Consider the following 25,499-nt stretch of genomic DNA (forward strand, 5'->3'; position numbering starts at 1 on the left):
TATATAAATATTAATATGAAAATTGCAATTATAGGTAGCGGTGGTAGAGAACACTCATTAGCATTAACAATATCTAAATCTTCTATTGTAAATGAAATTTTTTGTATTTCTGGAAATGCTGGAACTTCAGAAATTGCAACTAATGTTCAGCTTGATATTAATAAATTTGATAAAGTACTTAAATTTATTAATGATAATTCAGTAGATTTAGTTGTTGTAGGTCCTGAACAACCTTTGGTGAGTGGAATTGTAGACTATTTAGAAAAGTTTAACATAAAAGTATTTGGTCCTAACAAAATTGCTTCTCAGCTTGAGGGGTCTAAAATTTTCACTAAAAAACTTTGTCAAGAATATAACATACCTACTGCCAACTTTGGTATTTTTGAAAATAAAATTGATGCAAAAAAATTTTTAGATAATGCAAAATATCCGAATGTAATTAAAGCAGATAACCTAGCTGCAGGCAAAGGTGTTTATATTTGTAATAATAAACAAGAAAGTTTCATGGCAGTCGAAGAAATATTTGATGGAAAATTTGGAGAAGCTAAAAATATTCTTATAGAACAATTTCTTAAAGGTGAAGAAATGAGCTATTTTATAATCAGTGATGGAATTACTATTAAGAGTTTTGAAACTGCACAAGATCATAAAAGAGTTCTTGAAGGAGACAATGGCAAAAACACTGGTGGGATGGGAGCCTATTCACCTTCCAGACTAATAAATAATGATTTAGAAGATAAAATTTTAAGTAAAATTATTAAACCTACACTTAAAGGGCTCTCAAATCTTGGGACTGAATATAAGGGTTTTTTATATGCTGGTTTAATGATTGTTGAAAATGAACCTTATCTAATCGAATACAATGTGCGAATGGGCGATCCTGAGTGTCAAACCATTCTTCCAAAATTAAAAACTGATTTAGTAAAAATACTTGAGGCTTGTTGTAATAAAAAACTTGCAAATGTAAATATTGAATGGACTAATAAAAAAAGTTTATGCGTTGTTTTATGTTCAAAAGGATATCCAGATACCTATCAAAAGAATATCTTAATAAATAATCTTGAAAATTTTACTCAAGATGAGAACAATTTTATATTTCATGCTGGAACTAAAAAAGAAAATAACAAAATATATGCTACTGGTGGGCGTGTATTAAACTTTGTTTCACTCTCGGATAATTTTTTGCAAGCTAGAGATGAAGTACATCAATGTATAAAAAAATTAGATTGGTATGGTGGATTTCATAGAAGAGATATTGGTTTTAAAGTTATTGATTAATGAGAGTCATTGGAGGAAAATTTAAGGGAAAAAAACTACTTGAACCTAATGACAAAGAAACCAGACCTTTAAAAGATCTTACAAAAGAATCTATATTTAACATAATTAATCATTCAAATAAGTTTTCAATCAACATAAAAAAAGCATGCGTTTTGGACCTATTTTCTGGAGTAGGCTCTTTTGGTATTGAATGCCTTTCTCAAGGTGCCAGTCATGTGACATTTATAGAAAAATATAAAGGAGTTTTGCCTATTCTCAAAAACAATCTAAATAATTTAAAATCAGAAATTAATTATGAAATTGTTGAGTCGGATATTTTAAATAAGTTTGAATTTAAAAGTTTAAAATTAAGATATGATGTAATCTTTTTAGATCCTCCCTACAAAGAAAAAACTTTAGGAAATATTCTAAACATAATAATTAAAAATAAAATTCTTAAAGAAAACGGTATAATTATTATTCATAGACATAAAAAAGAAATAGATACGTTTCCAAAGAATTTTCAATTAATTGATGAAAAAAAATATGGAATTTCAAAAATTATATTTGGATCTTACTTTTAGAATAGAATTTTCTTAGTTTCTTTTTTTATAAGTTCTACAGCTGGTTGATCATACGGATTAATCTTTAGAACTTTGCCAATTAATATTGTTTCAAGAATAAAAAAGCAAAAAAGTTCTCCTAGTGTTTTTTCATCTCTTTTTTTAATTTCAAAACTTCTAAAAGGAATATTTTTCTTTTTAAAAACAATTTCAGTAGCTTTTTTTTGAGCATACATAATTTGGTCAATGTCCTTATTTTTTAAATACTTTTGCTCTAACAAAACTTTGTCATTGTTTATTTTTAAAGAGTTATTTTCGTGTGAGTAAAAAAAAGTAAAAAAATTATTCTTAAAACCGTCAAGGTATAATTGCATTACACTATGATTATCTTTTGGCATAACAGAAATAATAGGAAGAATGCCTTTTTTTTCTTTACCAAGACTCTCGGCTACTAATTGCTGATACCAATTAAATAAATTAGTTGATTGCACATCGTAATTGATAACAACTGAATTAAATTTTTTTGATTTTAAAAAAAAAATTATAGCTTCTACATTTGAAACTAGCGCATTCATAAAAAATTTATTTTTTACTAAATTATTTAATTGTCTGAAGTTTTTATAATTTAGTCCCATTAATTCCGCAGGTAACATTCCAACTTCTGACAAAACAGAGTACCTTCCTCCTATGTAATCATTATGATCAACAACTTCTGCCTTTAATTTTTTTGCAAGTAGATTTAAATAGCTTTCTTTTTTTTCTGTTAAAAATAAATTTTTATCTTTTTTTTTAATCAAAATATTTGCATTTATAATAGTTTCAGTTGTATTTCCTGATTTTGATATAATTAAATTATTAAAATTCTTTTTCGGTTTTTTATTTTCAAAAGCATTTAAATTATCAACAAATAAAAAATTTTTTTTTATTTTTTTCTTTAAAAAATCATAAATTGCTTGAGCTCCAAGAGTAGATCCCCCCATTCCTATAATTCTGTAATCTAATTTCTTATTAAAATATTTAATTTTTTTTTTATTGAAACTATCTTTATAAAATTTTGAAAGTGAATGAATTACTTGGCTTTTTTCATTTAAAATTGTGTTTAAGCTTTTTTTTATAGTTAAATTTTTTTTTTTATTAAAAAATTTTTAAAATTTATATTTTTAGTAAACATTAATTATTTTTGATTTTATCCAGCATTGACTGTGCGAAGTCTTTACTTGACTCAATGTTTTCTAATTTTTCATTCTTATTGCTTTTTTCACTAATTAGAGACTCAATATTATTTGTTTGATTTTCTTTTTCTATTTTTTCATTTGATGGTTTTGGCAATTCTTTAAAGCTTGGAGGCATGGAAAGAGGAGATTTTTTTTCTACTAAAAATTCTTCTGATCCATTTTTTCTTTGTGGATCAAAAGCTTTTTTTACTGTTCCACAACTTGAGAAAAACAGTGAACTTACAAATCCAATTAAAATCAAAAATTTATATTTCTTAATATTCATTGCTTTTATTATTATCAATAAATTCAAGAATAATCATACTGATTACTCCTAATGTTATAAATATATCTGATACATTAAAGATAAACCAATGAAAATTCCCAACATGGAAATCTATAAAATCAGGTACGGCATTAAAAAAAATCCTATCGTGTAAATTGCCCAATGCACCGCCAACAATCATTAGTAACGAATATCTCTTAAAACCCTGACTTTTTAGTGCCATTACAATCAGTATGACGACTATTATTGAAATTATTAAACTTAAAATGTTATATAAGCGTGATTCATTTAATGAGAATAAGCCAAACGCAATTCCTTTGTTCCAAATTAATACAATGTTTAAATAAGTAGAGTTAAAGATATCCAATCCAAGATTGTTTTTATCTAGTTGAATGACGTATATTTTAGTTAGCCTATCTAAAAAATATATTAAAGCCACTATTGAAAAACTAATGTAAAAATTTTTGCTTAAAAACTTAAATATCATTCAGGATGTTTTGGGCAAGTTTTTCTTGAACATGCATCATTAGTAATTTTCCAACATACTTGACATTTTGAACCTTCTGCCTTGGTAGTTTGAACTTTTGTTTCAGAATTTTCTAAATAAGAAACTTCTGCACTTGAAGTAATACATAGTTCTGAAAAATCTACATCTTTTGAAATATCATTTAGTTTTTTATCTAAATTAATTTTTAAGCTTGCCTCTAAACTTGATCCAATTTCTTTACTAGCTCTTTTTTCCTCAATACTAATATTGCAAACATTCCTGATTTTAATAAGCTCTAACCATTTTTGATATAAATTTTCATTTTTGAAGCTTATTGGGAACTTTACAAATTTTGTTAAATGAATGCTTTTATTATCATTCATTATTAATCTATATATCTCCTCTGTAGTAAAAGATAAAATTGGCGCAAACCATTTTAATAATGAATTAAGAATAACATTTAGTAAAATGATTGTAGATTGTCTTTTTTTAGAATCTTTAGAATCACAGTATAAAGTATCTTTTCGGATATCAAAATAAAATGCTGATAGATCTACAGTACAAAAATTTAATAGTTCTTTATAAAGATTGTGAAAATCATAATTATTAAAATAATTTTTAAAGTTTTCATTTAAAGAATAAATTTTATGAAGCATAAATTGTTCCAATTCTGGCAATTCAGATAAATTTATTTTTTCCAAGTCAATTTCTTCAAAATCATCATTAAGATTTCCAAGCAAATATCTAAATGTATTTCTAATTTTTCTATAAGAGTCAGCATGCTGATCTAGAATTGAGTGATCAATTCTTAAATCCTCTGCATAGTTAGATGAAGCTACCCAAATTCTTAAAATATCAGCGCCATATTTTTTTAAAATATCTTCAGGAGCAATTACATTTCCAAGGGATTTTGACATTTTTAATCCTTTTCCATCAACAACAAAACCATGTGATAAAATTGACTCAAATGGAGCTTTTCCCCTTGTTCCACAAGACTCAAGAAGTGATGAATGAAACCATCCTCTGTGCTGATCTGAACCTTCAAGGTACATGGATGCTGGCCATTTTAAATCTTCTCTTTTTTCTAAAACAAACGAATGAGTAGATCCACTATCAAACCATACTTCAACAATATCACTCAACTTTTCATAATCTTCTGACTTATATTTTTCACCTAAAAATCTTTGTGGGTTGTCTGAAAACCAACAATCAGAGCCTTCTTTTTCATAAATATTTGCTATATTTTCATTAATTTCATCATCAACTAGGATCTGTTTAGTTTTTTTATTAACAAAAATTGGAAGAGGAACCCCCCAAACTCTTTGTCTTGAAACACACCAGTCAGGTCTAGTTTCAATCATGGCTCTTAATCTTTCTTTTCCTTTACTTGGATAAAACGTAGTTTCATCAAGAGCCTTTAAAGCTGTCTCTCTCAATTTATGACTTTCCATTGATATGAACCATTGGGGTGTTGCTCTATGTACCAATGGAGCCTTAGATCTCCATGAATGAGGATAAGAATGTGTCAGCTCACCATTTGCTAGTAATTTTTTTTGTTCTTTAAGTTTTTCAATAACAACTGGATTGGCTTTAAAAATATGATTACCTTCAAATAAATGAACGTTCTTAGTATATTTTCCATCACCATCAACTGTTTCAATGGCTTTTATTCCATGATTCAAACATAAATTAAAATCATCAGGTCCATGACTTGGTGCACAATGAACGATACCTGTTCCCTGCTCTGTTGTTACAAATCTTGCTTCTAACATTGGGATATCAAATTCATATCCCAAATCAAAAAAAGGGTGATTGCAGATTGTATCTTTTAAATCCTTACCTTTAAATTTTTTAATCTCTGTAAAATCTTTTATTTCACAATCTTTAATGATAGAGTCCAACAAAGCTTCTGCTACAACTATTTTTCGATTTTTAAAATCACCATCATCATTTAATTGTATCAACACATAATCAAGGGCCTCATTATACGCTAAAGCTTTATTGGCAGGTATTGTCCATGGAGTTGTTGTCCAAATAACAATCTCACTTCCCTCAAGCTCTTTGATGTTAGATGATTTAACAGTAAAAGATGTGTAGATGGTATCAGATTTATGATCTTGATATTCAACTTCTGCATCTGCAAGTGCAGTTTTTTCAACTGTTGACCACAAGACTGGTTTAAATCCTCTATATAAACTACCTTCTTTTAGAAATTTTCCTAATTCTCTTACAATTTGAGCTTCTGCATCATAACTCATTGTAGAGTAATAATTTTCCCAGTCACCTATAACGCCAAGTCGTTTAAATTGTCCTTTGTGAACTTCAATCCACTTTTCTGCAAATGATCTGCATTCCTTTCTAAACTCAACTATTGGAACTTCATTTTTATTTTTTTTATTTTTTTTATACTGCTCTTCTATTTTCCACTCGATTGGTAAACCGTGACAATCCCATCCCGGAACATATATCGAGTCTTTTCCATCCATTTGATGAAATTTTACTATAATGTCTTTTAAAATTTTATTTAAAGCAGTACCCATATGTATATTGCCATTTGCATACGGAGGGCCATCATGTAAGACAAACTTTTCTTTGCCTTTGCTAGATTTTCTAAGCTCCTGATAAAGATTAATTTTTTTCCAATATTCTAAGATTTCTGGCTCTCTTACTGGTAAATTAGCCTTCATAGAAAAAGCTGTCTTTGGAAGATTAATTTGTGAATTGCTCATTATGCTTTCTTTGCTATTTTTAAATCTAATTTAATTTGAGATCTCAACTTGTTAATATTTTTAAATTTTTTCTCTTTTCTTATAAATTTTAAAAACTTAACTGATAAGTACTTATTATAAAGATTTCCAGAAAAATTAAACAAATGAACCTCTAGTAGGATTTTTTTTTGATTAAATGTTGGTCTAAAACCAAGATTTGCTATTCCTTTAAGAGTTTTGGAATTATTCTTCCTTAAAACACTTACTGCATACACACCTGGTTTAGCTAGGACATAATCTTTGATGTCTATATTGCATGTTGGAAAACCAATTTTTTTTCCAATTTGTCTACCTTTTTGAACCATCCCATTAATAGACCATTTTCTATCTAATAATTTATTAGCTCTTTCTAAAAAACCTTTTTCCAGATAGCTTCTAATTAAAGAGGATGAAACTATCTTTTTATTAACTAAAAAAGGTTTTGGTTTAATAACTTGGTAATTATACTTATGTTCATTTTGAACTAAAAATTTTACATCTCCTTCCCTTTTATTTCCAAACCTGAAGTTATTACTAACAAATATAAATCTTGCTTTTAATTTTTTTGATAAAATATTTTTTATAAAATTGATTGATTTTGTTTTTGAAAAAGTTTTATCAAATTTTTTAGTTACTATAAAATCAACTCCAAGATTATTTAATAAATTAAATTTTTGAGTTACACTTGATAGTCTAAAATTTTTTAAAGTTTTATTAAAAAACATTTTTGGCATTGGATCAAAATTAATCACACCAATTTTTAAATTATATTCTTTCTTGTATGTTTGGGCTAATTTAAACAATTTTAGATGACCCAAATGTACGCCGTCAAAGTTACCAATTAAAATTATTGATCCTTTATGGTTTTTATTAATATCAAAATTTTTATATAATTTTACCATATTAAATCTGACTGCATAAAATTAACAATTGACTCATATTGTTTTGATATTTTTTCTATTCCGTTATCTCTTATTTCATCTTTATGTACTCCATTAGAAATTAATAATGAGTCATAATTTAAAAGGTTTGCTCCCTTAATATCAGTATTAAGGTTATCTCCAATTGATAAAATTTTTTTATCCTTATTGTCTATTGATTGATTATAAACTTCTGGATAAGGCTTACCAAAATAAACAACCTCTCCTCCCATTTTTTCAAATACCATTGCAACAGATCCAGCGCATAATTCTCTTCTATTTCCTTTATCAACTATTAAATCAGGATTTGTACAAATCATCTTTTTGCCAATGTGGTTTTCTAATAAATTTTTATAATAATTTAAATCTTGATCATAATCATCAAACAAACCTGTGCATAAAAAATATTGGCATTTATCAATTTCTTTGGATTTATTGCTTCTAAAGTCATTAAATAAATCAAAATCTCTAGGTGGACCAATATGATAAAATCTTTTTAAAGAATAAAATTTCTTAAGATAATTTAGTGCTGCTTCACCTGAAGTAAATACTTTATCTCTAAATTTCTCATCTAATCCCATTTTTTTTAAAAATTCTTTAACCGGCTGGATGGGTCTTGGTGCGTTCGTTAATAAAACAAAATTTTTATTAATCTCTAATAGTTTTTTAAGGGTAAAAATTGCACCTTCATGAAGTTTAATGCCATTATGAATTACTCCCCATAGATCTATATAAAAGAGATCATAATTTTCAGCAATTGACTGCAAACCTTCAGAATCTAAATTTTTAGTCATATTTTAAGGTATAAACCATAAAATCCTTAATTTCCTAAGATTTTTCACAACTTATTTCTCAAATTATCTTGAAAAAGTTTAGTCAGTATCTATATGAAGCTCATATTTAATAAGGAGAATTTATGAAGTTTAAACCGTTACATGACAGAGTATTAATCGAAGTTTTAGACAGCAGTGAAAAAACTGCTGGTGGAATAATCATCCCAGATACAGCTCAAGAAAAACCTCAAGAAGGTAAAGTTGTTGCTGTTGGTGGTGGAGCTAAAACAGAAGATGGAAAATTAATTCCAATGGATGTTAAAGTTGGGGACAAAGTTTTATTTGGCAAGTGGTCAGGAACTGAAGTTAAGATTGATGGCAAAGAATACAGCATAATGAAAGAGTCAGACATTATGGGTATTTCAGGAAAATAATTTAATTTAAAGGAGAGAGTAAAATGGCAAAAATAATTAAATTTGACGCTGAAGCAAGAGCGGCAATGATGAGAGGTGTCAATATTTTAGCTGATACCGTTAAAGTTACTTTGGGTCCAAAAGGCAGAAATGTTGTAATGGATAAATCTTATGGTGCACCAAGAATTACTAAAGATGGTGTTTCTGTTGCTAAAGAAATAGATCTTGAAGATAAATTTGAGAACATGGGTGCACAGATGGTTAAAGAAGTTGCTAGCAAAACTAATGAAGAAGCTGGTGATGGTACAACTACTGCTACTATTTTAGCTCAAGCAATTGTTAAAGAGGGAATTAAATACGTCACTGCAGGCATGAATCCAATGGATGTTAAAAGAGGAATTGATGCAGCTGTTGAAAATGTAAAAGAAAACTTAATCTCTTCAGCAAAAAAAGTAAAAGACAGTGATGAAATAGCTCAAGTGGGAACAATTTCTGCAAATGGCGATAAAGAAATTGGAACAATGATTGCTAAGGCAATGCAAAAAGTTGGTAACGAAGGTGTTATTACTGTTGAAGAAGCTAAAGGAATTGAAACCGAATTAGATGTTGTTGAGGGTATGCAATTTGATAGAGGATATCTATCTCCATACTTCATCACTAATAGTGATAAAATGACTACTGAGTTAGACAATCCTTACATCTTATTACATGAAAGTAAATTAACTAATTTACAACCAATGGTTCCATTATTAGAAGCTGTTGTACAATCAGGCAGACCGTTAATGATTATCTCTGAAGATGTTGAGGGAGAAGCGTTAGCTACTTTAGTTGTAAACAAACTTAGAGGTGGACTAAAAGTTGTAGCTGTTAAAGCTCCAGGATTTGGTGATAGAAGAAAAGCTATGCTTGAAGATATCGCTATATTAACTGGTGGCCAAGTAATTTCTCAAGATCTTGGAATTAAACTTGAAAATGTTAAACTTGAAGACCTTGGATCTTGTAAAAAGATTAAGGTTGATAAAGATAATAGCACAATTGTTAGTGGTAGTGGAAAAAAATCAGATATCGCAGCAAGATGTGACTCAATTAAAAAACAAGTTGAAGAAACTACATCTGACTATGATAGAGAAAAACTTCAAGAAAGACTTGCTAAATTAGCAGGTGGTGTTGCAGTTATTAAAGTTGGTGGTGCAACTGAAGTTGAAGTTAAAGAAAGAAAAGATAGAGTTGAAGATGCTTTGAATGCAACTCGAGCTGCTGTTGAAGAAGGAATAGTAGTTGGTGGTGGTTGCGCTCTTTTATATGCATCACAAAGCCTAGACACACTTAAGGTTAAAGGAGATGATCAAAAAGCTGGGGTTGCATTAGTAGCTAAAGCTTTACAAGCTCCTGTTAGACAAATAACTTTAAATGCTGGAGTTGATGGTTCGGTTGTAGTTGGAAAACTTCTAGAACAAAATAAAAAGAGCCAAGGATATGATGCGCAAAATGAAGAGTATGTTGATATGTTTGCAAAAGGTATTATAGATCCTGTTAAAGTTGTAAGAACAGCTTTACAAGATGCTGCTTCTATTTCTGGATTACTTGTAACTACAGAAGCTATGATCGCTGACAAACCAGAAGAAAAAGATGCCGCAGGTGGAATGCCTGGTGGTATGCCTGGTGGAATGGGCGGAATGGGTGGAATGGGTGGAATGGGCATGTAATCCCCCACACTCTTTAAAAAATTTAAAAACGCCAGTGAAAACAACCACTCTGGCGTTTTTTTTTATTTCTAATTTACAATGTAGCAACAATGTAAATTCAATGTAGTCATCTTCGCTGTTTTCGTCTGAATTTACAGAAGGACAAATTAAACAACATAAATTAAGAGTGAATTACACAATTAACAAACACACGATTGATAGATTTAAACAACTTTGTCAAAAGCGAGGTTGGATAATGTCGGTTGTAGTTGAGAACAATATCAAAAAATTAGTAGATAATTTTTAAATTGTTTAAATCTTAATTTAATTTTTTAAATATATAATTGTAAGTATTTTTAAATTTTTCTGAAAACATATCGTCATTATGTTTTTTATAAACAATTTTAAAGTTAAATTTTTCCATTAAATTTAAAACTTTGTCATATTGTTCTTTAAAATTTTCATTTATCTCTATTGATAAACTCTTAACTTTTTTATCATTTAAAAACTTATCACCGCCCTCAAGTATCAAATGCTCAATACCATCTACATCAATTTTTATATAATCAGGAATATCTAATATTGAATTTTCTAAAAAGTAATTAATTGTTGTTCCAAGTAAATTATATTTCATAGTTGGTTTAAATTCTTTTCCTTCAAAATCAAATTTTTCTCCAAATGAGTTTAATGCCCCTCCTTCAACAAACTGACCCTCATTCATTTCTTGAAAAATATTTTTTTTGTTAGTTAGCGGTATTGAAACTACTTTTATATTTTTCTCTAAATTGTTGATTGATATATTTCTTGTTAATACTCTTAAATTTGAACTTGAAGGTTCAAATGCGATGGTTGTAGATTTAGGATGTTTTAAAGAATTATATATTGAATATAAACCTATGTTTGCCCCAATATCCCAAAAAATTAAATTCTCTTTTTCTTGAAAACTATCTATCCATTCAAGTGTTTCGGGTTCTTTACTAAAATAAGTATCAACTCTCCATTCTAAAAGTTGATTAGGAACAAAAAATTTTATTTCTTTGCCTAAAATTTTAATAGATTTATATGACCGCTCTTGAATAAAATCATTGAACCAAATGAGAATGCTTCTTTTTGTTATTATCTTAAAAATCTTATCTAAAAAAACAAGTAAACTAAAACAAATGTATGATAATTTCTTTACCATTTTAATTTATGAATGATGAACATCTAAATATTTCCCTTTGTAACTAAAAATTGTTGGTCTCAAGAACAAACAATTGGATTTTATTGATATAATAGGAGTTATTGTCTCAACTAGTAATGAATAGTGAGATTTTAATTCATAATCTTTATTATCAATTGTAAATTTAATATCTTTAGAGGTTGGGTTAGTAAAAAATAATTCATTTTTATCAAAACCATCAAAATATTTTTGTATTGTATAAGTATGATTTTGAAATAATGATGTTTTAACAATATCAGTTAAAAAAGTTTTATTCGAGTAAATACTTGTAAATTTTCCAAGAGTATTACCGTGTACAAAAGAATATAAATTATTGTTTTGAGAATATCCTGAATAACATCTGTTGCTAATTATATCCTTATTATTTAAATCCTTTGTATTTTCTGAAAAATGATAAATATAAAATGTTCCATAATCTTCTAAATTATTTAAATATTTTGAACTAATTTCAAGTTCATTTGATAAATTTAAATCATTTATCTTTTCAATTTTTATCAACTCATTATTTTTTGAATAAAAATGAAACTCTACCCAAGAGTTTTTTAATTTATAAAATAGATTTAAAATATCAGAATACTTAAATTTGGTTTTATATCCGTTATCAGTTCTCCATAGGAAGGCATCACTAACACTAATTGGATAATCTTTTTCAAAATGTTTTAAACTTACTGGTTTAAAATTTAAAGAGTTTCTTAATAATATGCCAATATTCGTATTTGCTAATTTTTTAACTAATGATTTCATTTATTTCTTTTTTTAAATTGGTAACTTTTATAAATTTGCTCTCACTTAAAATATACTCGTGAGGAGGATGGGTATGCTCAAAGGATAAGAACTTATTTTTTATAGAAACATACATTGGTATTCCTAAATATTTATCGGTTGTTAAAAATATTTCAGGTTTCACAAGTTTATTACTTATTTCAATACAGTTTGTATAATTAGTTCTGATTTCAAATTGTTCCTCAATACTTTTGGTTTTATAATTTACTAAATATGCTTTAAAACTTTCTTCAATTGGTTCTTCAAATATATTTTTAATTAAAACATAATTTTTTTCAGCATCAGAATTTGCTATTGAACTAATGGAACTTAATATTGTTCCTTTTTTAGTTATCATTGAATATGGATATTCTGACTGATATGAGGAAAACCCGCCTTGGTTTAAATATATTTTAAAGTTTGCCCTAAAAGCAGGACTTGTGTCAGTAAAATTATTAAAATTTTTTAATTTTTTATCATCAAATTCGTTAAATATTGTTTCATCTGCCAAAAAGAATATTTCATTACTTAAAATATCTTCATTTTTCAAAATGTAAAAATAATCATTAATTTTTTTAGAGGAAATTTCTTGTAAAACCCATTTATTATTTTTTGGATAAGACTTAAAAAGTTTTAGATTTGATTTTTTAAAATTTCTATTTTGAAATAAAGGTATCTGAACTTCTGATTTGAACAAATCATTATTAATTCCATAAAAAAAATTCACTCATATATAATAACAAAGATCTTTAAACATCACAAATATTTGTTTGAAGTTCTGTGTTACAGTTATTGTGCCTGATAACCTCTTGATTGGATGTAATGGCACTTTCTCTTTTTAAGATATTAAATACCCAAGATAGAGTAAATTTCTAAAGCACTTTGATAGAGTGCGTAAGCAATATAACGCTACATTGAATATCAATTATTCAATGTAGTAATCTTCTGAAAGTTGAACGAGTTTGAAGTTAGATTTGTTGTGGTTAAAATGTAATGATTTAAATAATGGTGTGTTTACTATACTTTTGATTTGAGGAATGCGAATGTAATCCCCTACTCTTAAACAAAAATTCAAAAAGGGCAGTTTTTACTGCCCTTTTTTTTTATTAAGATGCTATAAGATTAAAATATGTCAAAAAGATATAGTGCAAAATCATTTAAAGACTCAAGTGCTAGCAAAAAACCAAAATTAAGCCTTAAAGAAAAAAGAAAACAAAAAAAAGAAAAAACTAAAAAATCTTAGGAACTAGCTCTCTTTTGACTATGTTTTTTAAATGTAAAGTTTTTAGGTCTACTGTTTCTACTTTTAAATTTTAACTTACCTTTAAATCCAAAGGTTTTTTTTTCATCTACTGTAGATGAGCTTTCTGAAGGTTTTTTTCCAAAATACTTTGGATTATTTGTAAAACCTGAAGGTTTTATATCACTTTTTTTTGCAAAACTTGATTTTCCTTTAAAGCCAAAAGGTTTTTTTTCTCCACCTCTTGAAGGTCTATCTGATCTATCTTTGCTAAAAGATTTAGGTTTATCTCTGAAACTTGATTTTCCTTTAAAGCCAAAAGGTTTTTTTTCTCCACCTCTTGAAGGTCTATCTGATCTATCTTTGCTAAAAGATTTAGGTTTATCTCTGAAACTTGATTTTCCTTTAAAGCCAAAAGGTTTTTTTTCTCCACCTCTTGAAGGTCTATCTGATCTATCTTTGCTAAAAGATTTAGGTTTATCTCTAAAGCTTGAAGTGCGATCTCGTCTACCTTTTTTATAAGATTTTTTTTCATCTCTAGCTTTACTTTTTTTATTATTTGGCCTCTTACCTCTTTTTTTATTTTTTGAGTCTCTTCTTAATCCACTTGGTGCTGATTTAAAGTTTGGATCTATTAATTTATTTATTGAATTCCACATTGATCGGTCATCCGATGTCAAAAAAGTTAATGCGGAACCCTCTGATCCAGCTCTTGCAGTTCTTCCAATTCTATGAATATAATCCTCGGGAACTTGGGGTAGATCATAATTGATTACATGCTGAATCAATGGGATATCAAGACCTCTTGCAGCAACATCTGTTGCTATCAAAATTCTTTTTAATCCTTTTCTAAATGAATTAATAACTCGATCCCTTTTGCTTTGTCTTAAATCTCCATGAATTGCGTCAGCAGAATGACCTTCTTCTTTTAATTTCTTAACCATCTTGTCAGCACCTCTTTTGGTCTTAACAAAAACTAAAATGGAACCTTTTCTTGCTAAAAATTGATCTATTAATTCATCGTATTTATTTTCTTTAAAAACCTGAAGTGTTTCTTGTTTAATTTTTGCAATTGGAACAGAGGTATTTCCTGTAGAAATTCTCTCAGGTTTATTGAGATATCTTTCTGAAATTCTTAAAATATTATTAGGTAAGGTTGCAGAAAATAATAGTGTTTGATGATCTTTTGGTACAAATTTTAAAACCATCTCAATTTGTGGAGTAAAACCCATATCCAACATTCTGTCTGTTTCATCTAAAACTAAATACTTTGTTGCAGATAAATTTAAGCTTTTTCTTTTTAAATGATCATTAATTCTACCAGGTGTGCCCACTATTATTCTTGATCTATATCCTAACTGTCTAAGTTGTTTTTGCATAGATTCTCCACCAATAAGTAGAGCCGTTTTAATGTTTATTTTGTCAGATATAATACTTTTAATTGCCTCCATAACTTGGGTAGCTAATTCCCTTGTTGGGCACATAACTAATGCAAAAGCATTTTTATCTAAAATCAATTTATTAATTAATGGAATGCTGAATGCTAATGTTTTTCCCGTTCCTGTTTGTGCTGTTCCTAGAATATCTTTACCTTCTAATGCAGCAGGTATTGCCATTCCTTGAATAGGAGTAGGCTTTGTAAAATTCATTCGTTGCAATGAATTTTTTAGTGAGTCTTCTATTTTAAGTAATTTAAAATTTTCCATTGAATATTTAAAGAACTAGATAATGATTCTTTGTTGCATCTAATTTTATTGCGATATCTATATGTTTTTAAAACAATCACAAGAAATGAATTTTTTATTAAAGCTTATTTATCAAGCAATTACTGACTTTTTTTAAGTTTTCAATTCAAAGAATTAATGTATAAGAGCCACAATTTATGAGCAACAATATCAGAAACATCACCATCATCGCCCACGTTGACCATGGAAAGACAACCATGATTGATAATTTAATGAAACAAAGTGGATCATTTAGAGAAAATGAAGTTGTTGATGAAAGATTAATGGACTCTGGTGAGTTAGAAAAAGAGAGAGGAATTACTATTCTAGCAAAACCTGCATCAATTAATTGGAAGGACTCAAGAGTAAATATTATAGACACACCAGGTCACAGAGACTTTGCAGCTGAAGTTGAGCGTGTGCTAAGTATGGCTGATGGTGCATTATTACTTATAGACTCTGCAGAAGGTGTAATGCCTCAAACAAAATTTGTATTAGCAAAAGCACTTAAACAAGGATTAAAACCAATCGTTGTAATTAACAAATTGGATAAAGCAGATCAAAGAGCAAATGAAGTATTAGATGAAACTTTTGATTTGTTTGTAAGTTTAGATGCTAATGAAGAACAATTAGATTTTCCTGTTTTATATGCGAGTGGAAGATCTGGATGGGCGAGTAAAGAAGTTGATGGTCCAAGAGAAAATCTCCACCCACTATTAGATTTAATAATCGAACACGTACAACCAGCAGAATTAGATAAAACTAAACCTTTTGCTATGCTCTCTACTTTGCTTTATGCAGATAGTTTTTTAGGAAGAAGTCTTGTTGGAAGAATATCTCAAGGAACTGCAAAAGCTAACCAACCTATTAAAGCAATTAATCTTAAGGGTGAAAAAGTAGATGAAGGTAAACTTACAAAAATTTTTAGATACGAAGGAACTAAAAAAGTTCCAATTGAAATAGGCGAAGCTGGAGATATTGTTGTAATTGCAGGTTTAGAAAAAGCGAATGTTGCAGATACAATCTGTGATCCAGAATTAAATGATCCAATTCCTGCAACTCCAATAGATCCTCCTACAATGTCTATTACGATTAGTGTTAATAGTTCGCCTTTAGCTGGAACTGAGGGCAAAAAATTAACAAGTACACAAATTAGAGACAGATTAGTTTTAGAAGCACAAAACAATGTTGGTATTACATTTTCTCAAAATGCAAATGTAGATTCATTCGTAATAAGTGGTCGAGGCGAATTAATGCTTGAAATTTTACTTACCCAAATGAGACGTGAAGGATTTGAGATGACAGTAAGCCCTCCAAAAGTACTATATCAAAAAGATGATGCTGGAAATAAACTTGAGCCAATTGAGGAAATTACCGTTGATCTTGATGAAGAGTATTCTTCAAAAATAATAGACTCGATGAATAGAAGAAAAGGTAAACTTTTAGATTTAAAAGATACCGGAAAAAATAAAAAAAGATTAGTTTTTCATGCACCTACAAGAGGATTGATGGGCTACACAAGTAGATTTTTAACTTTAACAAAAGGTACTGGTGTAATTAATAGAATTTTTCATGGATATGGAAAATTTGAAGGTGAAATGGATGGTAGAAAAAATGGTGCATTAATTTCAATGTCGACAGGAAAAGCAGTAGCATTTGCAATTTTTAACCTTCAGGCTAGAGGTGAAATGTTTGTAACTCATAACGACCCTGTGTATGAAGGAATGATTGTAGGATTAACTCCAAAACCTGGTGATATGATCATAAATGTCATGAAAGGCAAACAATTAACTAACATGAGAACGCAAGGTACAGATGAAAATGTTGTGCTAACCCCTGTAAGACAAATGTCAATTGCTGAACAATTAAGTATGTTGAATACTGATGAAGCTCTAGAAATTACGCCGAAATCCCTAAGATTAAGAAAAGCTATTCTTAACCCCCATGATAGAAAAAGAAGTGAAAAGTCTGGGACTGCTGCTTAGTTAAATAATTTATTTACTAAAAATAACCCCAAAGCTACACAAGGTCCTATCCCAAAAGCAAACAATAAAGTTCCAATTCCAACAGTACCTCCCAAGTACCAACCAATAGACATTACTGAAATTTCAAGCAAACCTCTTACAGTAGCAATAGGTAAATTTGTTATTTTTTGAAGACCAATCATCAAACCATCTCTTGGGCCTGCCCCTAAATTTGCAACTAAATAAATTCCCCCTCCTATTCCTACAGTCAACACTGCAAATGCTCCAAGTAATATTTGGGATATATAATTTTCTGGAGTTGGAACATATCTAATGCACACATCTATCATTACTCCAATAATTAAAGCATTTAAAATAGTGCCAATTCCTGGTTTTTGTTTTAATGGAAGCCAAAGTAATAAAACTGCAATACTAATAAAAATAGTTATAAGACCGATTGAAAAACCAATATTTAAAAATATACCTTGTGCTAGCACACTCCATGGTGATGCTCCAGATGCTGAGACAATTAACATCCCTTCTCCCAAACCAAATAAAATCAAACCAAAACAAAGAAAAAAAAAGGTAGAGATTTTTGGTTTTAAATTTAATGGTTTGTCAGAACTCCAGGAAACTCTTGGTATATTTTTAATTTGTAGAAACATATTTAATAAAATACTTCTTTTATTATCAAAGTCTATTAAACTAATATCAAATGAAAAAGTTTTTATTACTTATATTTCTTTTTGTATTCCCATTCAACAGCATGGCTCATATGGCTCACTATAATAAGTTTAACAAAATAGAAATGGAAATTTTAAAAGATGGTGAAGTGATAGGTTATAATTTTTATTTTTTTAAAAGAAATAAGAATGAAACAATAGTCACCAACCAAATAAAATTTACAGTAAAATTATTTGGTGCAACCGTTTTTGAAATTGAGGGTTTTGGTGAAGAAAAATATATAAAAGATAAATTAATTTCATTTGAGTCAAAAACACGCCAGAATAAAAAAGAAAAGTTTGTAAATCTTAAACTTAATGATCAAACAAATGAATTTGAAATTCAGGGGTCATCGTATACAGGAAAAGCATCAACAGATAATGTAGTTGGAAATTGGTGGAGCCATAAAATACTGCAGGCAAATAGCCAAATTAGCCCTGTTTCAGGCAGTATTAAGGAGCAGGTTGTGACTTTTATTGGTAAAGAAAAATTAGACCTATATGGAAAAACTTATGATGTAGAGCACTTTAAATTGACCTCAAAAGATATGTCTATTCCAAAAGATAAAAGACTTAATTTTGATGTCTGGTTTAATAAGAAAAATGCATTAATTTTAAAAGTTGCCTACTCAAGATTAGGTAATTGGGAATATAAAGTTAAAAAATTTGAATAACTTTACTTTACTATCTTTTTATAAAGATCATTGGCGCTTATCCATCCAGCTTCCAATCTTGGACCTACAAACCAATCTGCACAAACACCTAGATTAGTTGACGAGTCCCAAAAACTTTTTATTTTCAGAGGCTTTGAATTAGATGAATATTTCCAACCATGATTAAGAGAAAATAAAACTTTAGTTTTTTTAATTCCTGTCAACTTAAAGAACTGTTCAATTAAAATTTTAGAATTTAAATCTTTATTTTCTCTATTTTTATTAATTTTTTTATTTGCCCAATTATAAGTACTTTGTAGAGTCCATAAATCCTTACTACTTTTAAATCTTTTTTTTGTATTTTCTTTAGCAACCCACCCTAAAATCTTATCATCAAATAAGTAACTACTAATATTTGTTTTTATTTTTTTTGTAACTATCATCACCGTAATATTTGCATCCATTTTTATTTTTTTTTTAATGAATGAGTTTTTTATAAATTTTTTTGATAGTTTGGATAATTGAACAAATGGACAAGTAAGAATTAATTTCTCATAAATTTTTTTAGTTCCATCAGAAAAAGTTAGGACCCATTTTTTTTCTTTATAATCAATTTTTTTTAACTCTGTTTTAAAATTACAATTGATATCTTTGAGAAGATACTTGCTGATATCGTTATTGCCAAGTTTGCCTATTATTTTTAAATGATTTTTATTTTCTCTCTTAATCTTATTTAGAAATAAATGTTTTCCACCCCAAGTTTTTAAAACCTTTTTTTTTATTAACTTTTGAATAAAACTTTTAAAGGATGAGCTTTTTGGAGAAATATATTGTGTTCCATGATCAAAACCCTTCAACTTATCTAATCTTTTAAATGAAGCTCTGCCTCCAGGCCCTCTTGCTTTGTCAAATAAATCAACTGAATATTTCTTGCTTAAAAGATTGGCAATTGTTGCTCCCGAGATACCAGAGCCAATCACACAATAAGTTCTCATTTTCCCGCAACGGTCATTTCATCAATCATCATGGTAGGTGAGTTTACTGAATATTTAAATTCTAAATCATTTGCCAAAGTAATTTTTTTAAACATCTCATTAAAATTTCCAGCAATGGTTACCTCATTTACTGGATATTTAAATTCTCCACCCTCAATTAGAAAGCCAGTAGCTCCTACAGAGAAATCTCCTGTCACTAAATTAGTTCCATGTCCTATTGTCTCAGTCACGTATAAAATCTTAGAATGACTTTTTAGTAAATCATCATAATTAATTTTCCCGTTTTCAAAATAAAGATTAGTACATCCGCTACTTCGACCATTAGATTTTAGATTTAATTTTTTTCCATTATATGTATCAATTAAATAATCATTAAGAATTCCGTTCTTAACTAATTCTAAGTTTTCTGTCGTTACCCCTTCAGAGTCAAAACACTGTGAACCCATACCCTTAATTAAATCTGGTTTATCAATAATATTAATCGAATTAGAAAATACCTGTTGTTTTATTTTGTCTTTTAGAAATGATGTACCTCTTGCAATTGATGAAGCTGAAATAGCACCCGCAAAGGAGCTTAAAAAACCTTTGGATATTCTTTTATCAAAAATAATACTCATTTTATCACTACCAATTTTTTTTGGACTTAATTTTTTTATAGTTTGTTCAGCTGTTGTTTTTCCAAGCTCCAAAGGACTGGCAATATCATTTAAATGACATTTGCTTGTGAATTCATAGTCTCTTTCCATGCTATTTTCATCTTTTGCGACAGTTACGCAAGATGCTGAGAATGAAGATGATTTGTACCCATTACAAAAACCATCACTATTTGCTAAAATAAAATTTGACTTATTTTCTGTAAAGCCTGACTCGGTATTAATAATCTTTTCATCAATTAAAGCTGTTTCTTCTAATTCTCTTAAATAATCTATTTTTTTATCATTCTCTATATGAGACTGATCATACAAATCTAAATCTTTAATGTTTTTTGCCAATAAGTCTTTTTCAGGCAAGGAATTGAATTCATCTTCTGGTGTCATCTTTGTAGTTTCATAACATTTTTCAATTAAAGTTTTTAAATTATCATCCAATAAATTTGATGATGATATTGATGATTTTTTTTTACCAATATATGTTTCAATACTTATTGCTAAACTATCTGATCTATTAGACTCATCTAAAACTTTATTTCTAAAACTAACAGTTTCTGAAATTGAGTTTCCAACAGTCACACTTGCATCTGTTGCTCCAAGTTTTTTTGCTAAGTCTAAGCAATATGAAGCTTTGGTTTTTAAATATTCTTGATTTTTAACCATGATTTATAATTTGGTTCCACCAACAGTCATTTTATCTATCAAAATTGAAGGTTGCGCTACTCCAACTGGCACACCTTGGCCTGCTTTACCACATGTTCCAATACCTGGATCCATCATCATGTCATTTCCCACCATTGATACTTCTTTCAAAATTGATGGACCATCTCCTATCAAGGTTGCTCCTTTGATTGGTGACCCAATTTTACCATTATTTATTTCATAGGCTTCCGTGCAATTAAAAACAAACTTTCCAGATGTAATATCTACTTGTCCACCTCCAAAACTGACAGCAAAAATTCCTCTATCAACTGACTTTATCATTTCATCTTGAGTTTGGGTTCCACTTAACATCATCGTATTTCTCATTCTTGGTAAAACAATGTGCTTGTAGTTCTCTCTTCTCCCGCTACCTGTAGACCTGGTATTCATTAACCTTGCATTTAATCTATCTTGCATAAAATTTTTTAAAATTCCATTTTCTATTAAAACTGTTCTTTCTGTTGGGGTTCCTTCATCATCGATAGTAAGGCTTCCTCTTCTTTTATCTATTGTTCCATCATCAACAATTGTAACCCCTTCACTAGCAACTTTTTGGCCCATCAAATTATGAAATGCTGATGTTTTTTTTCTATTAAAATCTCCTTCTAAACCATGACCAATAGCTTCATGAATTAATATTGCTGGCCAACCAGGGCCCAACACTACCTTCATTTCACCTGCTGGTGCTGGTTTACTATCAAGGTTTACAGAAGCAATTCTTAAAGCTTCCTCACAAACATTTTTCCAATTATCATCTTTTAAATAATCATCATAAGATTGTCTTCCACCAATTCCATAAACTCCCGTTTCTTTTCTGCCATTTTTCTCAAGCATTACTGAAACATTAAACCTAATTAGAGGACGAATGTCTGTTAAAGCTTCTCCACCAGAACGAATAATTTCAATAGATTTTTGTTCTCCACTAAAGCTTGCTGTTACCTGTTTAACTTTAGAGTCTTTTTTTCTTAAATAATCATTTACATTATTTAGAACTTCTAATTTAGAATCGAGTGTCTTTTGTTCAATGGGGTTTATGTCATCATAAAATTTGTTATTGGTTTTTGGAATTTCATGATTATAAATTCCTTTACTAGATTTAAGTGTAGATTTTAAATTTTCAGCAGAACTTTTTAATGAATCTTTTGAAATTTCATTAGAATGGGAATAAGCAACTACCTCATTTGAAACAGCTCTAAAACCAAAACCTAAATCCGAACTATAATTTGAGCTTTTAATCTTATTATCATCTAATAAAATAGACTCTGATTTTGAATTTTCAAAATATAACTCGCCATCATCACAATTCTTTAAAGTGTCAGATACAATTTCATCCACATCTTTTCTGGTAAGATCTGATTTGTTAAAAAAATTTGCCATGGACATTACATAGCTATTTATACTCAATTTTCAATGGATGAATTAACACATGTACATATATTAATTACATAGATACAAACTTTAATTTATGAAAGTATATTTTAATAATTCCTGTAAAATTTGTAGATCTGAAATTAATTTGTACAAAAAAGAAAAAATTCAAGATATCGATTGGGTTGATATAACAGATAATTCTATCGCTGAAAAAGAAACATCAAAAAAAGATAAAGATCTTTTAAGAAGACTTCATGTTAAAGATGGGGATAACATAATTGAAGGTGCGGAGGCATTTTTATATGTTTGGAAAAAAATTCCAAAATATAAGTTTCTATATAATTTTTTTAAACTTCCTGTAATTTTTACGTTTTTTAGAGTTGGATATGAAATTATTGCTTATTTTTTATATTTAAAAAATAAAAAACAACTAAAAAACTAATTTAGAAAAAATATTAAAAACTTACTCAATAAAGACATAGAAGCAATAAACATAATCATTACAACTGAGTACATTAAAGTAACAATCTTATTTTTTTTTCTTCTCAGCCTCACAAAATCTTTATCATCTAAATCTGAAATATCTCTTTCACCAACTACCTGATAATCATAACTCCAACGCCATGTAGAGTTTCCAAGTCTTGAGTCTAGGTTATTATAATAGGTTATCCAAGCAAGAGTATATCTTAGGATTAGGTATAGAATTGCTATTGTAATTGTACCAAAAAACATTCTAAATATTACTTAATTAAATAAGATAGTTTAATTGTTATTTTTTACCCTTTTTCTAGCAATAAGCTGTGTAAGAGAGTCAACCATCGTATCTGATGCTTTAAATATTTCATTATTTTTAAATTCATGAGATACATTTTTTTCTGGGTTAGTCTTATCTTCGATGACTATTCCTTCATCTGGTGAGTTATTTTTGATATATATTAATAATAACCATTCTTCATCAGAAGACTCATCCCATTTAACAAAGATCTCACCAGTCTCAAATCTTTTATCAATACATCTAAAGATAGACATGTGCCTTGTAATATGTCTTTTGTTTAATTGAAACACTAAACTGCTTGCACTACGGTAAAAACTTTCAAGTGCAAATTCTATTTTTTGCCTTGCTATTGTGTATTCTTTTTCTTTTCTAAGTAACGTTTCTCTATCTTCATCACCTTGAATTTTTACTCCAAGGGCCTCCACTCTTTCTCTTATCTTCTGATCTCTAATTATTCGATATTTTTCTTTTAGTATTTCTATTCGTTGTTGAAGGCCTGCATAGTCATCTCTTTTTTCTCTAAGTGATATTTTTTCTAATTTTTCTAACTCTTTAACTTCTCTAATTCTGAATTTTTCAATTTGTTTTTCTAATCTTAATTGCTTTAAGAATTGCTTTTGTTTTTCAGCTTGTTCTATTCTCAATAAAGCTTGCTCTTTTCGAAGAAAGATTTTTATATCTTTGGCTCTTTGTTTATCTAGCTTAATTTCATCTTTTAAAGCTTGTTCCTGTAACTTAATCTTTAATTCTTCCTGTTTTTGCTTTTCATTTTCAAGATTAATTTTTTCTAGTCTTTCTTTTTCTAATTTTTCTAATTTTAGTCTTCTAGCTTCATCTTTTTTAGTCTCTTTATATTCAAAAATTGTATTAGCTATTTTATCAAAGAAAGCTTGAATATATTTTTCAATACTAAAACTAATTTTAAAGTTTATTTGAGGTTTTAAAGAATTTTGAAAATTTATTAATCTTAAAATAAAATTTTGTTTTTTTGGTATTTTTTTATTTATAATTTTTTTTTTGGCTTTATCTAATTTTTTTGGTCTAATTTTTGATTTTATCTTTTTTATTTTTTTTCTGATAACTTTTGATTTTTTATTAACTTTTTTTTTAGTTTTTTTTTTAGTTTTTTTTGAATGTTTTTTTATTTTTTTCATGTTCAGGAGAATTATATCTATCAATAAATCATTGATAAATATAGTCTCTTGTTACCGGGGCTGAAGTATAATTTTTTGTAAGTTGAAATTGATATACAACCTGATCACCCCACTTAAATGACATTTCACAACCTGCTAAATAAAATTCCCACATTCTAAAAAACTTTTCATCAAACATTTGAATAATTTTTTCTTTATTTTTAATACAGTTTTCTTTCCAATGTCTTAATGTATGCGAGTAATGTAATTTTAAAACCTCTACATCAGAAATGATTAACCCAGCTTTTTCGATAGGTGTGGTCACTTCACTTAAGCTTGGTGTATAACCCCCTGGAAAAATATATTTTGTTATCCAAGGATGTGGGTCTCTTGGTGGATTTACTGAGCCTATTGTATGAATTAAAGATATACCATCATCGCTTAATAATTTATCAATTTGCTTGAAAAATTTCTTATAAAATTTCCTACCAACATGCTCAAACATTCCTACACTTACAATTCTATCAAATTTATCATTAAGCTGTCGGTAATCTATCAATTTAAATTTTAGCTGATTTTCTAAATTGAGTTCTTTTGCTTTTTTATTACAATAATTAAGTTGATTTTTAGACAATGTTATTCCTGTAACCTCACAATTAGCAGTTTGAGCAATATCAATAGCTAAAGATCCCCAGCCACATCCAATATCTAAAACTTTCTGATTAGGTTTTATGTTTAATTTTTTTATTATATGTTGAATTTTATTATTTTGAGCATCTGCGAGTGTATCATTTTCATTTTTAAAATACGCACACGAGTATTGTTTCTTGGGATCTAAAAATAAATCATAAAGATCATCTGAAATATCATAATGATGCGATACATTCATTTTAGATTTTTTGATGAAATTAAAGTTAGTTAAGTATCTATAAGATCCTCGAAGTCTATTTATTAAATAACTAAATAAATTTAGATCATTTCTTCCAAAATTCATTAATGCCAAATCTAAAAAATCACTCAAACTTCCATTTTCAATTATTAACTCTCCATTAGTATAAGCTTCCCCAAAATATAAATCTGGCTGGAATAACAATTTATAATGAAGTTTTTTGTCTAAAATTTTAACTTTAATTGGCTTTTCACTTTTTGGTGATCCAATAATATAATTTTTAGAATAAGCATTTTCTAAAATAAAACCATCTTTCTTAAATACATTGTTAAGAAATCTAGCTAATTGCATT

Annotated in this window: 24 protein-coding genes; 7 read left to right on the top strand and 17 right to left on the bottom strand. The window is 28.3% G+C overall.

Features of this window, described 5'->3' with window-relative positions; genetic code table 11:
- The first annotated feature begins 15 nt into the window (after positions 1-15).
- Together purD and rsmD are read left to right on the top strand one after the other, a co-directional pair.
- Positions 16-1,278, top strand: a complete 1,263-nt coding sequence (gene purD, locus ACIJYG_RS05960; protein WP_435096268.1) for a phosphoribosylamine--glycine ligase — start codon at positions 16-18, stop codon at positions 1,276-1,278.
- Positions 1,278-1,841, top strand: coding sequence for a 16S rRNA (guanine(966)-N(2))-methyltransferase RsmD (rsmD, locus tag ACIJYG_RS05965; RefSeq protein ID WP_435096271.1), 564 nt, complete (start codon positions 1,278-1,280; stop codon positions 1,839-1,841). Before purD ends, rsmD begins: the two co-directional genes overlap by 1 nt.
- Here the strand turns inward: rsmD and ACIJYG_RS05970 are convergent.
- The 6 genes from ACIJYG_RS05970 to ACIJYG_RS05995 all read right to left on the bottom strand — a co-directional run bounded on the left by ACIJYG_RS05970 (position 1,838) and on the right by ACIJYG_RS05995 (position 8,268).
- On the bottom strand, positions 1,838-2,800 hold the full coding sequence (locus tag ACIJYG_RS05970; RefSeq protein ID WP_435096274.1) for a glucose-6-phosphate isomerase: 963 nt from the start codon (positions 2,798-2,800) through the stop codon (positions 1,838-1,840). The genes rsmD and ACIJYG_RS05970 overlap by 4 nt on opposite strands.
- A 190-nt stretch (positions 2,801-2,990) precedes the next feature.
- On the bottom strand, positions 2,991-3,320 hold the full coding sequence (locus ACIJYG_RS05975; RefSeq protein WP_435096277.1) for a DUF3035 domain-containing protein: 330 nt from the start codon (positions 3,318-3,320) through the stop codon (positions 2,991-2,993).
- On the bottom strand, positions 3,310-3,807 hold the full coding sequence (gene lspA, locus ACIJYG_RS05980) for a signal peptidase II (protein WP_435096280.1): 498 nt from the start codon (positions 3,805-3,807) through the stop codon (positions 3,310-3,312). Before lspA ends, ACIJYG_RS05975 begins: the two co-directional genes overlap by 11 nt.
- Positions 3,804-6,536, bottom strand: coding sequence for an isoleucine--tRNA ligase (gene ileS, locus ACIJYG_RS05985; protein ID WP_435096283.1), 2,733 nt, complete (start codon positions 6,534-6,536; stop codon positions 3,804-3,806). Before ileS ends, lspA begins: the two co-directional genes overlap by 4 nt.
- Positions 6,536-7,456, bottom strand: a complete 921-nt coding sequence (locus ACIJYG_RS05990; protein ID WP_435096286.1) for a bifunctional riboflavin kinase/FAD synthetase — start codon at positions 7,454-7,456, stop codon at positions 6,536-6,538. Before ACIJYG_RS05990 ends, ileS begins: the two co-directional genes overlap by 1 nt.
- Positions 7,450-8,268, bottom strand: a complete 819-nt coding sequence (locus ACIJYG_RS05995; RefSeq protein WP_435096289.1) for a TIGR01459 family HAD-type hydrolase — start codon at positions 8,266-8,268, stop codon at positions 7,450-7,452. Before ACIJYG_RS05995 ends, ACIJYG_RS05990 begins: the two co-directional genes overlap by 7 nt.
- A gap of 122 nt (positions 8,269-8,390) precedes the next feature.
- Here ACIJYG_RS05995 and groES point away from each other — a divergent pair, with 122 nt between their 5' ends.
- Both groES and groL read left to right on the top strand, forming a co-directional pair.
- Positions 8,391-8,681, top strand: coding sequence for a co-chaperone GroES (gene groES / locus ACIJYG_RS06000; protein ID WP_008546060.1), 291 nt, complete (start codon positions 8,391-8,393; stop codon positions 8,679-8,681).
- Positions 8,682-8,704: 23 nt separating this feature from the next.
- Positions 8,705-10,366: a chaperonin GroEL gene (gene groL / locus ACIJYG_RS06005; protein ID WP_435096292.1), complete on the top strand. Its 1,662-nt coding sequence runs from the start codon at positions 8,705-8,707 to the stop codon at positions 10,364-10,366.
- A gap of 298 nt (positions 10,367-10,664) precedes the next feature.
- Here the strand turns inward: groL and ACIJYG_RS06010 are convergent, their stop codons facing one another.
- The 4 genes from ACIJYG_RS06010 to ACIJYG_RS06025 form a co-directional block, all read right to left on the bottom strand.
- Positions 10,665-11,528, bottom strand: coding sequence for an FkbM family methyltransferase (locus tag ACIJYG_RS06010; RefSeq protein WP_435096295.1), 864 nt, complete (start codon positions 11,526-11,528; stop codon positions 10,665-10,667).
- Between the two features lie 6 nt (positions 11,529-11,534).
- Entirely contained in the window at positions 11,535-12,311 is a 777-nt protein-coding gene (locus ACIJYG_RS06015) for a hypothetical protein (protein ID WP_435096298.1), read from the bottom strand.
- Positions 12,295-13,056, bottom strand: a complete 762-nt coding sequence (locus ACIJYG_RS06020) for a hypothetical protein (protein WP_435096301.1) — start codon at positions 13,054-13,056, stop codon at positions 12,295-12,297. The genes ACIJYG_RS06015 and ACIJYG_RS06020 overlap by 17 nt, the downstream gene beginning before the upstream one ends.
- 512 nt (positions 13,057-13,568) lie before the next feature.
- Positions 13,569-15,275, bottom strand: coding sequence for a DEAD/DEAH box helicase (locus ACIJYG_RS06025; RefSeq protein ID WP_435096304.1), 1,707 nt, complete (start codon positions 15,273-15,275; stop codon positions 13,569-13,571).
- Between the two features lie 176 nt (positions 15,276-15,451).
- Between ACIJYG_RS06025 and typA the strand changes: the two genes are divergently transcribed.
- The gene (gene typA, locus ACIJYG_RS06030) at positions 15,452-17,278 is read left to right on the top strand and encodes a translational GTPase TypA (RefSeq protein ID WP_435096307.1); all 1,827 of its coding nucleotides are present in this window, start codon (positions 15,452-15,454) and stop codon (positions 17,276-17,278) included.
- On the opposite strand, the gene ACIJYG_RS06035 is transcribed toward typA, so the two are convergent.
- A complete protein-coding gene (locus ACIJYG_RS06035; RefSeq protein WP_435088034.1) occupies positions 17,275-17,922 on the bottom strand; it encodes a YczE/YyaS/YitT family protein in 648 nt (215 codons plus the stop codon). The genes typA and ACIJYG_RS06035 overlap by 4 nt on opposite strands.
- Positions 17,923-17,972: 50 nt before the next feature.
- On the opposite strand from ACIJYG_RS06035, the gene ACIJYG_RS06040 reads away from it, so the two are divergent.
- On the top strand, positions 17,973-18,653 hold the full coding sequence (locus ACIJYG_RS06040; protein WP_435096310.1) for a DUF6134 family protein: 681 nt from the start codon (positions 17,973-17,975) through the stop codon (positions 18,651-18,653).
- Positions 18,654-18,655: 2 nt separating this feature from the next.
- On the opposite strand, the gene ACIJYG_RS06045 is transcribed toward ACIJYG_RS06040, so the two are convergent.
- From ACIJYG_RS06045 to tldD, 3 genes are read right to left on the bottom strand one after another with little or no spacing between them, the layout of a single operon-like run.
- A complete protein-coding gene (locus tag ACIJYG_RS06045; protein WP_435096313.1) occupies positions 18,656-19,627 on the bottom strand; it encodes an NAD(P)-binding protein in 972 nt (323 codons plus the stop codon).
- Positions 19,624-20,940: a TldD/PmbA family protein gene (locus ACIJYG_RS06050; protein WP_435096316.1), complete on the bottom strand. Its 1,317-nt coding sequence runs from the start codon at positions 20,938-20,940 to the stop codon at positions 19,624-19,626. Before ACIJYG_RS06050 ends, ACIJYG_RS06045 begins: the two co-directional genes overlap by 4 nt.
- A gap of 3 nt (positions 20,941-20,943) precedes the next feature.
- The gene (tldD, locus tag ACIJYG_RS06055) at positions 20,944-22,356 is read right to left on the bottom strand and encodes a metalloprotease TldD (protein WP_435096319.1); all 1,413 of its coding nucleotides are present in this window, start codon (positions 22,354-22,356) and stop codon (positions 20,944-20,946) included.
- An 88-nt stretch (positions 22,357-22,444) separates the two neighbouring features.
- On the opposite strand from tldD, the gene ACIJYG_RS06060 reads away from it, so the two are divergent.
- A complete protein-coding gene (locus ACIJYG_RS06060; RefSeq protein WP_435088044.1) occupies positions 22,445-22,792 on the top strand; it encodes a DCC1-like thiol-disulfide oxidoreductase family protein in 348 nt (115 codons plus the stop codon).
- Here ACIJYG_RS06060 and ACIJYG_RS06065 read toward each other — a convergent pair.
- The 3 genes from ACIJYG_RS06065 to ACIJYG_RS06075 are packed head-to-tail and all read right to left on the bottom strand — an operon-like array spanning position 22,789 to position 25,498.
- Positions 22,789-23,082, bottom strand: coding sequence for a hypothetical protein (locus tag ACIJYG_RS06065; protein ID WP_435096322.1), 294 nt, complete (start codon positions 23,080-23,082; stop codon positions 22,789-22,791). The genes ACIJYG_RS06060 and ACIJYG_RS06065 overlap by 4 nt on opposite strands.
- Before the next feature lie 30 nt (positions 23,083-23,112).
- Positions 23,113-24,279 carry a hypothetical protein gene (locus tag ACIJYG_RS06070; RefSeq protein WP_435096325.1) on the bottom strand — a complete coding sequence of 389 codons (1,167 nt, stop codon included), beginning with the start codon at positions 24,277-24,279 and terminating at the stop codon, positions 23,113-23,115.
- A gap of 28 nt (positions 24,280-24,307) precedes the next feature.
- Positions 24,308-25,498 carry a class I SAM-dependent methyltransferase gene (locus ACIJYG_RS06075; protein WP_435096328.1) on the bottom strand — a complete coding sequence of 397 codons (1,191 nt, stop codon included), beginning with the start codon at positions 25,496-25,498 and terminating at the stop codon, positions 24,308-24,310.
- Between the last annotated feature and the right edge of the window lies 1 nt (position 25,499).

It is taken from the genome of Candidatus Pelagibacter bacterium nBUS_27, assembly GCF_051200985.1.
Taxonomy (GTDB): domain Bacteria; phylum Pseudomonadota; class Alphaproteobacteria; order Pelagibacterales; family Pelagibacteraceae; genus Pelagibacter.

Bases quoted from the DNA above. Each gene is read 5' to 3' on its own strand.
- purD (WP_435096268.1), top strand. From the start codon at position 16: ATGAAAATTGCAATTATAGGTAGCGGTGGTAGAGAACACTCATTAGCA.
- rsmD (WP_435096271.1), top strand. From the start codon at position 1,278: ATGAGAGTCATTGGAGGAAAATTTAAGGGAAAAAAACTACTTGAACCT.
- ACIJYG_RS05970 (WP_435096274.1), bottom strand. From the start codon at position 2,800: ATGGGGGGATCTACTCTTGGAGCTCAAGCAATTTATGATTTTTTAAAG.
- ACIJYG_RS05975 (WP_435096277.1), bottom strand. From the start codon at position 3,320: ATGAATATTAAGAAATATAAATTTTTGATTTTAATTGGATTTGTAAGT.
- lspA (WP_435096280.1), bottom strand. From the start codon at position 3,807: ATGATATTTAAGTTTTTAAGCAAAAATTTTTACATTAGTTTTTCAATA.
- ileS (WP_435096283.1), bottom strand. From the start codon at position 6,536: ATGAGCAATTCACAAATTAATCTTCCAAAGACAGCTTTTTCTATGAAG.
- ACIJYG_RS05990 (WP_435096286.1), bottom strand. From the start codon at position 7,456: ATGGTAAAATTATATAAAAATTTTGATATTAATAAAAACCATAAAGGA.
- ACIJYG_RS05995 (WP_435096289.1), bottom strand. From the start codon at position 8,268: ATGACTAAAAATTTAGATTCTGAAGGTTTGCAGTCAATTGCTGAAAAT.
- groES (WP_008546060.1), top strand. From the start codon at position 8,391: ATGAAGTTTAAACCGTTACATGACAGAGTATTAATCGAAGTTTTAGAC.
- groL (WP_435096292.1), top strand. From the start codon at position 8,705: ATGGCAAAAATAATTAAATTTGACGCTGAAGCAAGAGCGGCAATGATG.
- ACIJYG_RS06010 (WP_435096295.1), bottom strand. From the start codon at position 11,528: ATGGTAAAGAAATTATCATACATTTGTTTTAGTTTACTTGTTTTTTTA.
- ACIJYG_RS06015 (WP_435096298.1), bottom strand. From the start codon at position 12,311: ATGAAATCATTAGTTAAAAAATTAGCAAATACGAATATTGGCATATTA.
- ACIJYG_RS06025 (WP_435096304.1), bottom strand. From the start codon at position 15,275: ATGGAAAATTTTAAATTACTTAAAATAGAAGACTCACTAAAAAATTCA.
- typA (WP_435096307.1), top strand. From the start codon at position 15,452: ATGAGCAACAATATCAGAAACATCACCATCATCGCCCACGTTGACCAT.
- ACIJYG_RS06035 (WP_435088034.1), bottom strand. From the start codon at position 17,922: ATGTTTCTACAAATTAAAAATATACCAAGAGTTTCCTGGAGTTCTGAC.
- ACIJYG_RS06040 (WP_435096310.1), top strand. From the start codon at position 17,973: ATGAAAAAGTTTTTATTACTTATATTTCTTTTTGTATTCCCATTCAAC.
- ACIJYG_RS06045 (WP_435096313.1), bottom strand. From the start codon at position 19,627: ATGAGAACTTATTGTGTGATTGGCTCTGGTATCTCGGGAGCAACAATT.
- ACIJYG_RS06050 (WP_435096316.1), bottom strand. From the start codon at position 20,940: ATGGTTAAAAATCAAGAATATTTAAAAACCAAAGCTTCATATTGCTTA.
- tldD (WP_435096319.1), bottom strand. From the start codon at position 22,356: ATGGCAAATTTTTTTAACAAATCAGATCTTACCAGAAAAGATGTGGAT.
- ACIJYG_RS06060 (WP_435088044.1), top strand. From the start codon at position 22,445: ATGAAAGTATATTTTAATAATTCCTGTAAAATTTGTAGATCTGAAATT.
- ACIJYG_RS06065 (WP_435096322.1), bottom strand. From the start codon at position 23,082: ATGTTTTTTGGTACAATTACAATAGCAATTCTATACCTAATCCTAAGA.
- ACIJYG_RS06070 (WP_435096325.1), bottom strand. From the start codon at position 24,279: ATGAAAAAAATAAAAAAACATTCAAAAAAAACTAAAAAAAAAACTAAA.
- ACIJYG_RS06075 (WP_435096328.1), bottom strand. From the start codon at position 25,498: ATGCAATTAGCTAGATTTCTTAACAATGTATTTAAGAAAGATGGTTTT.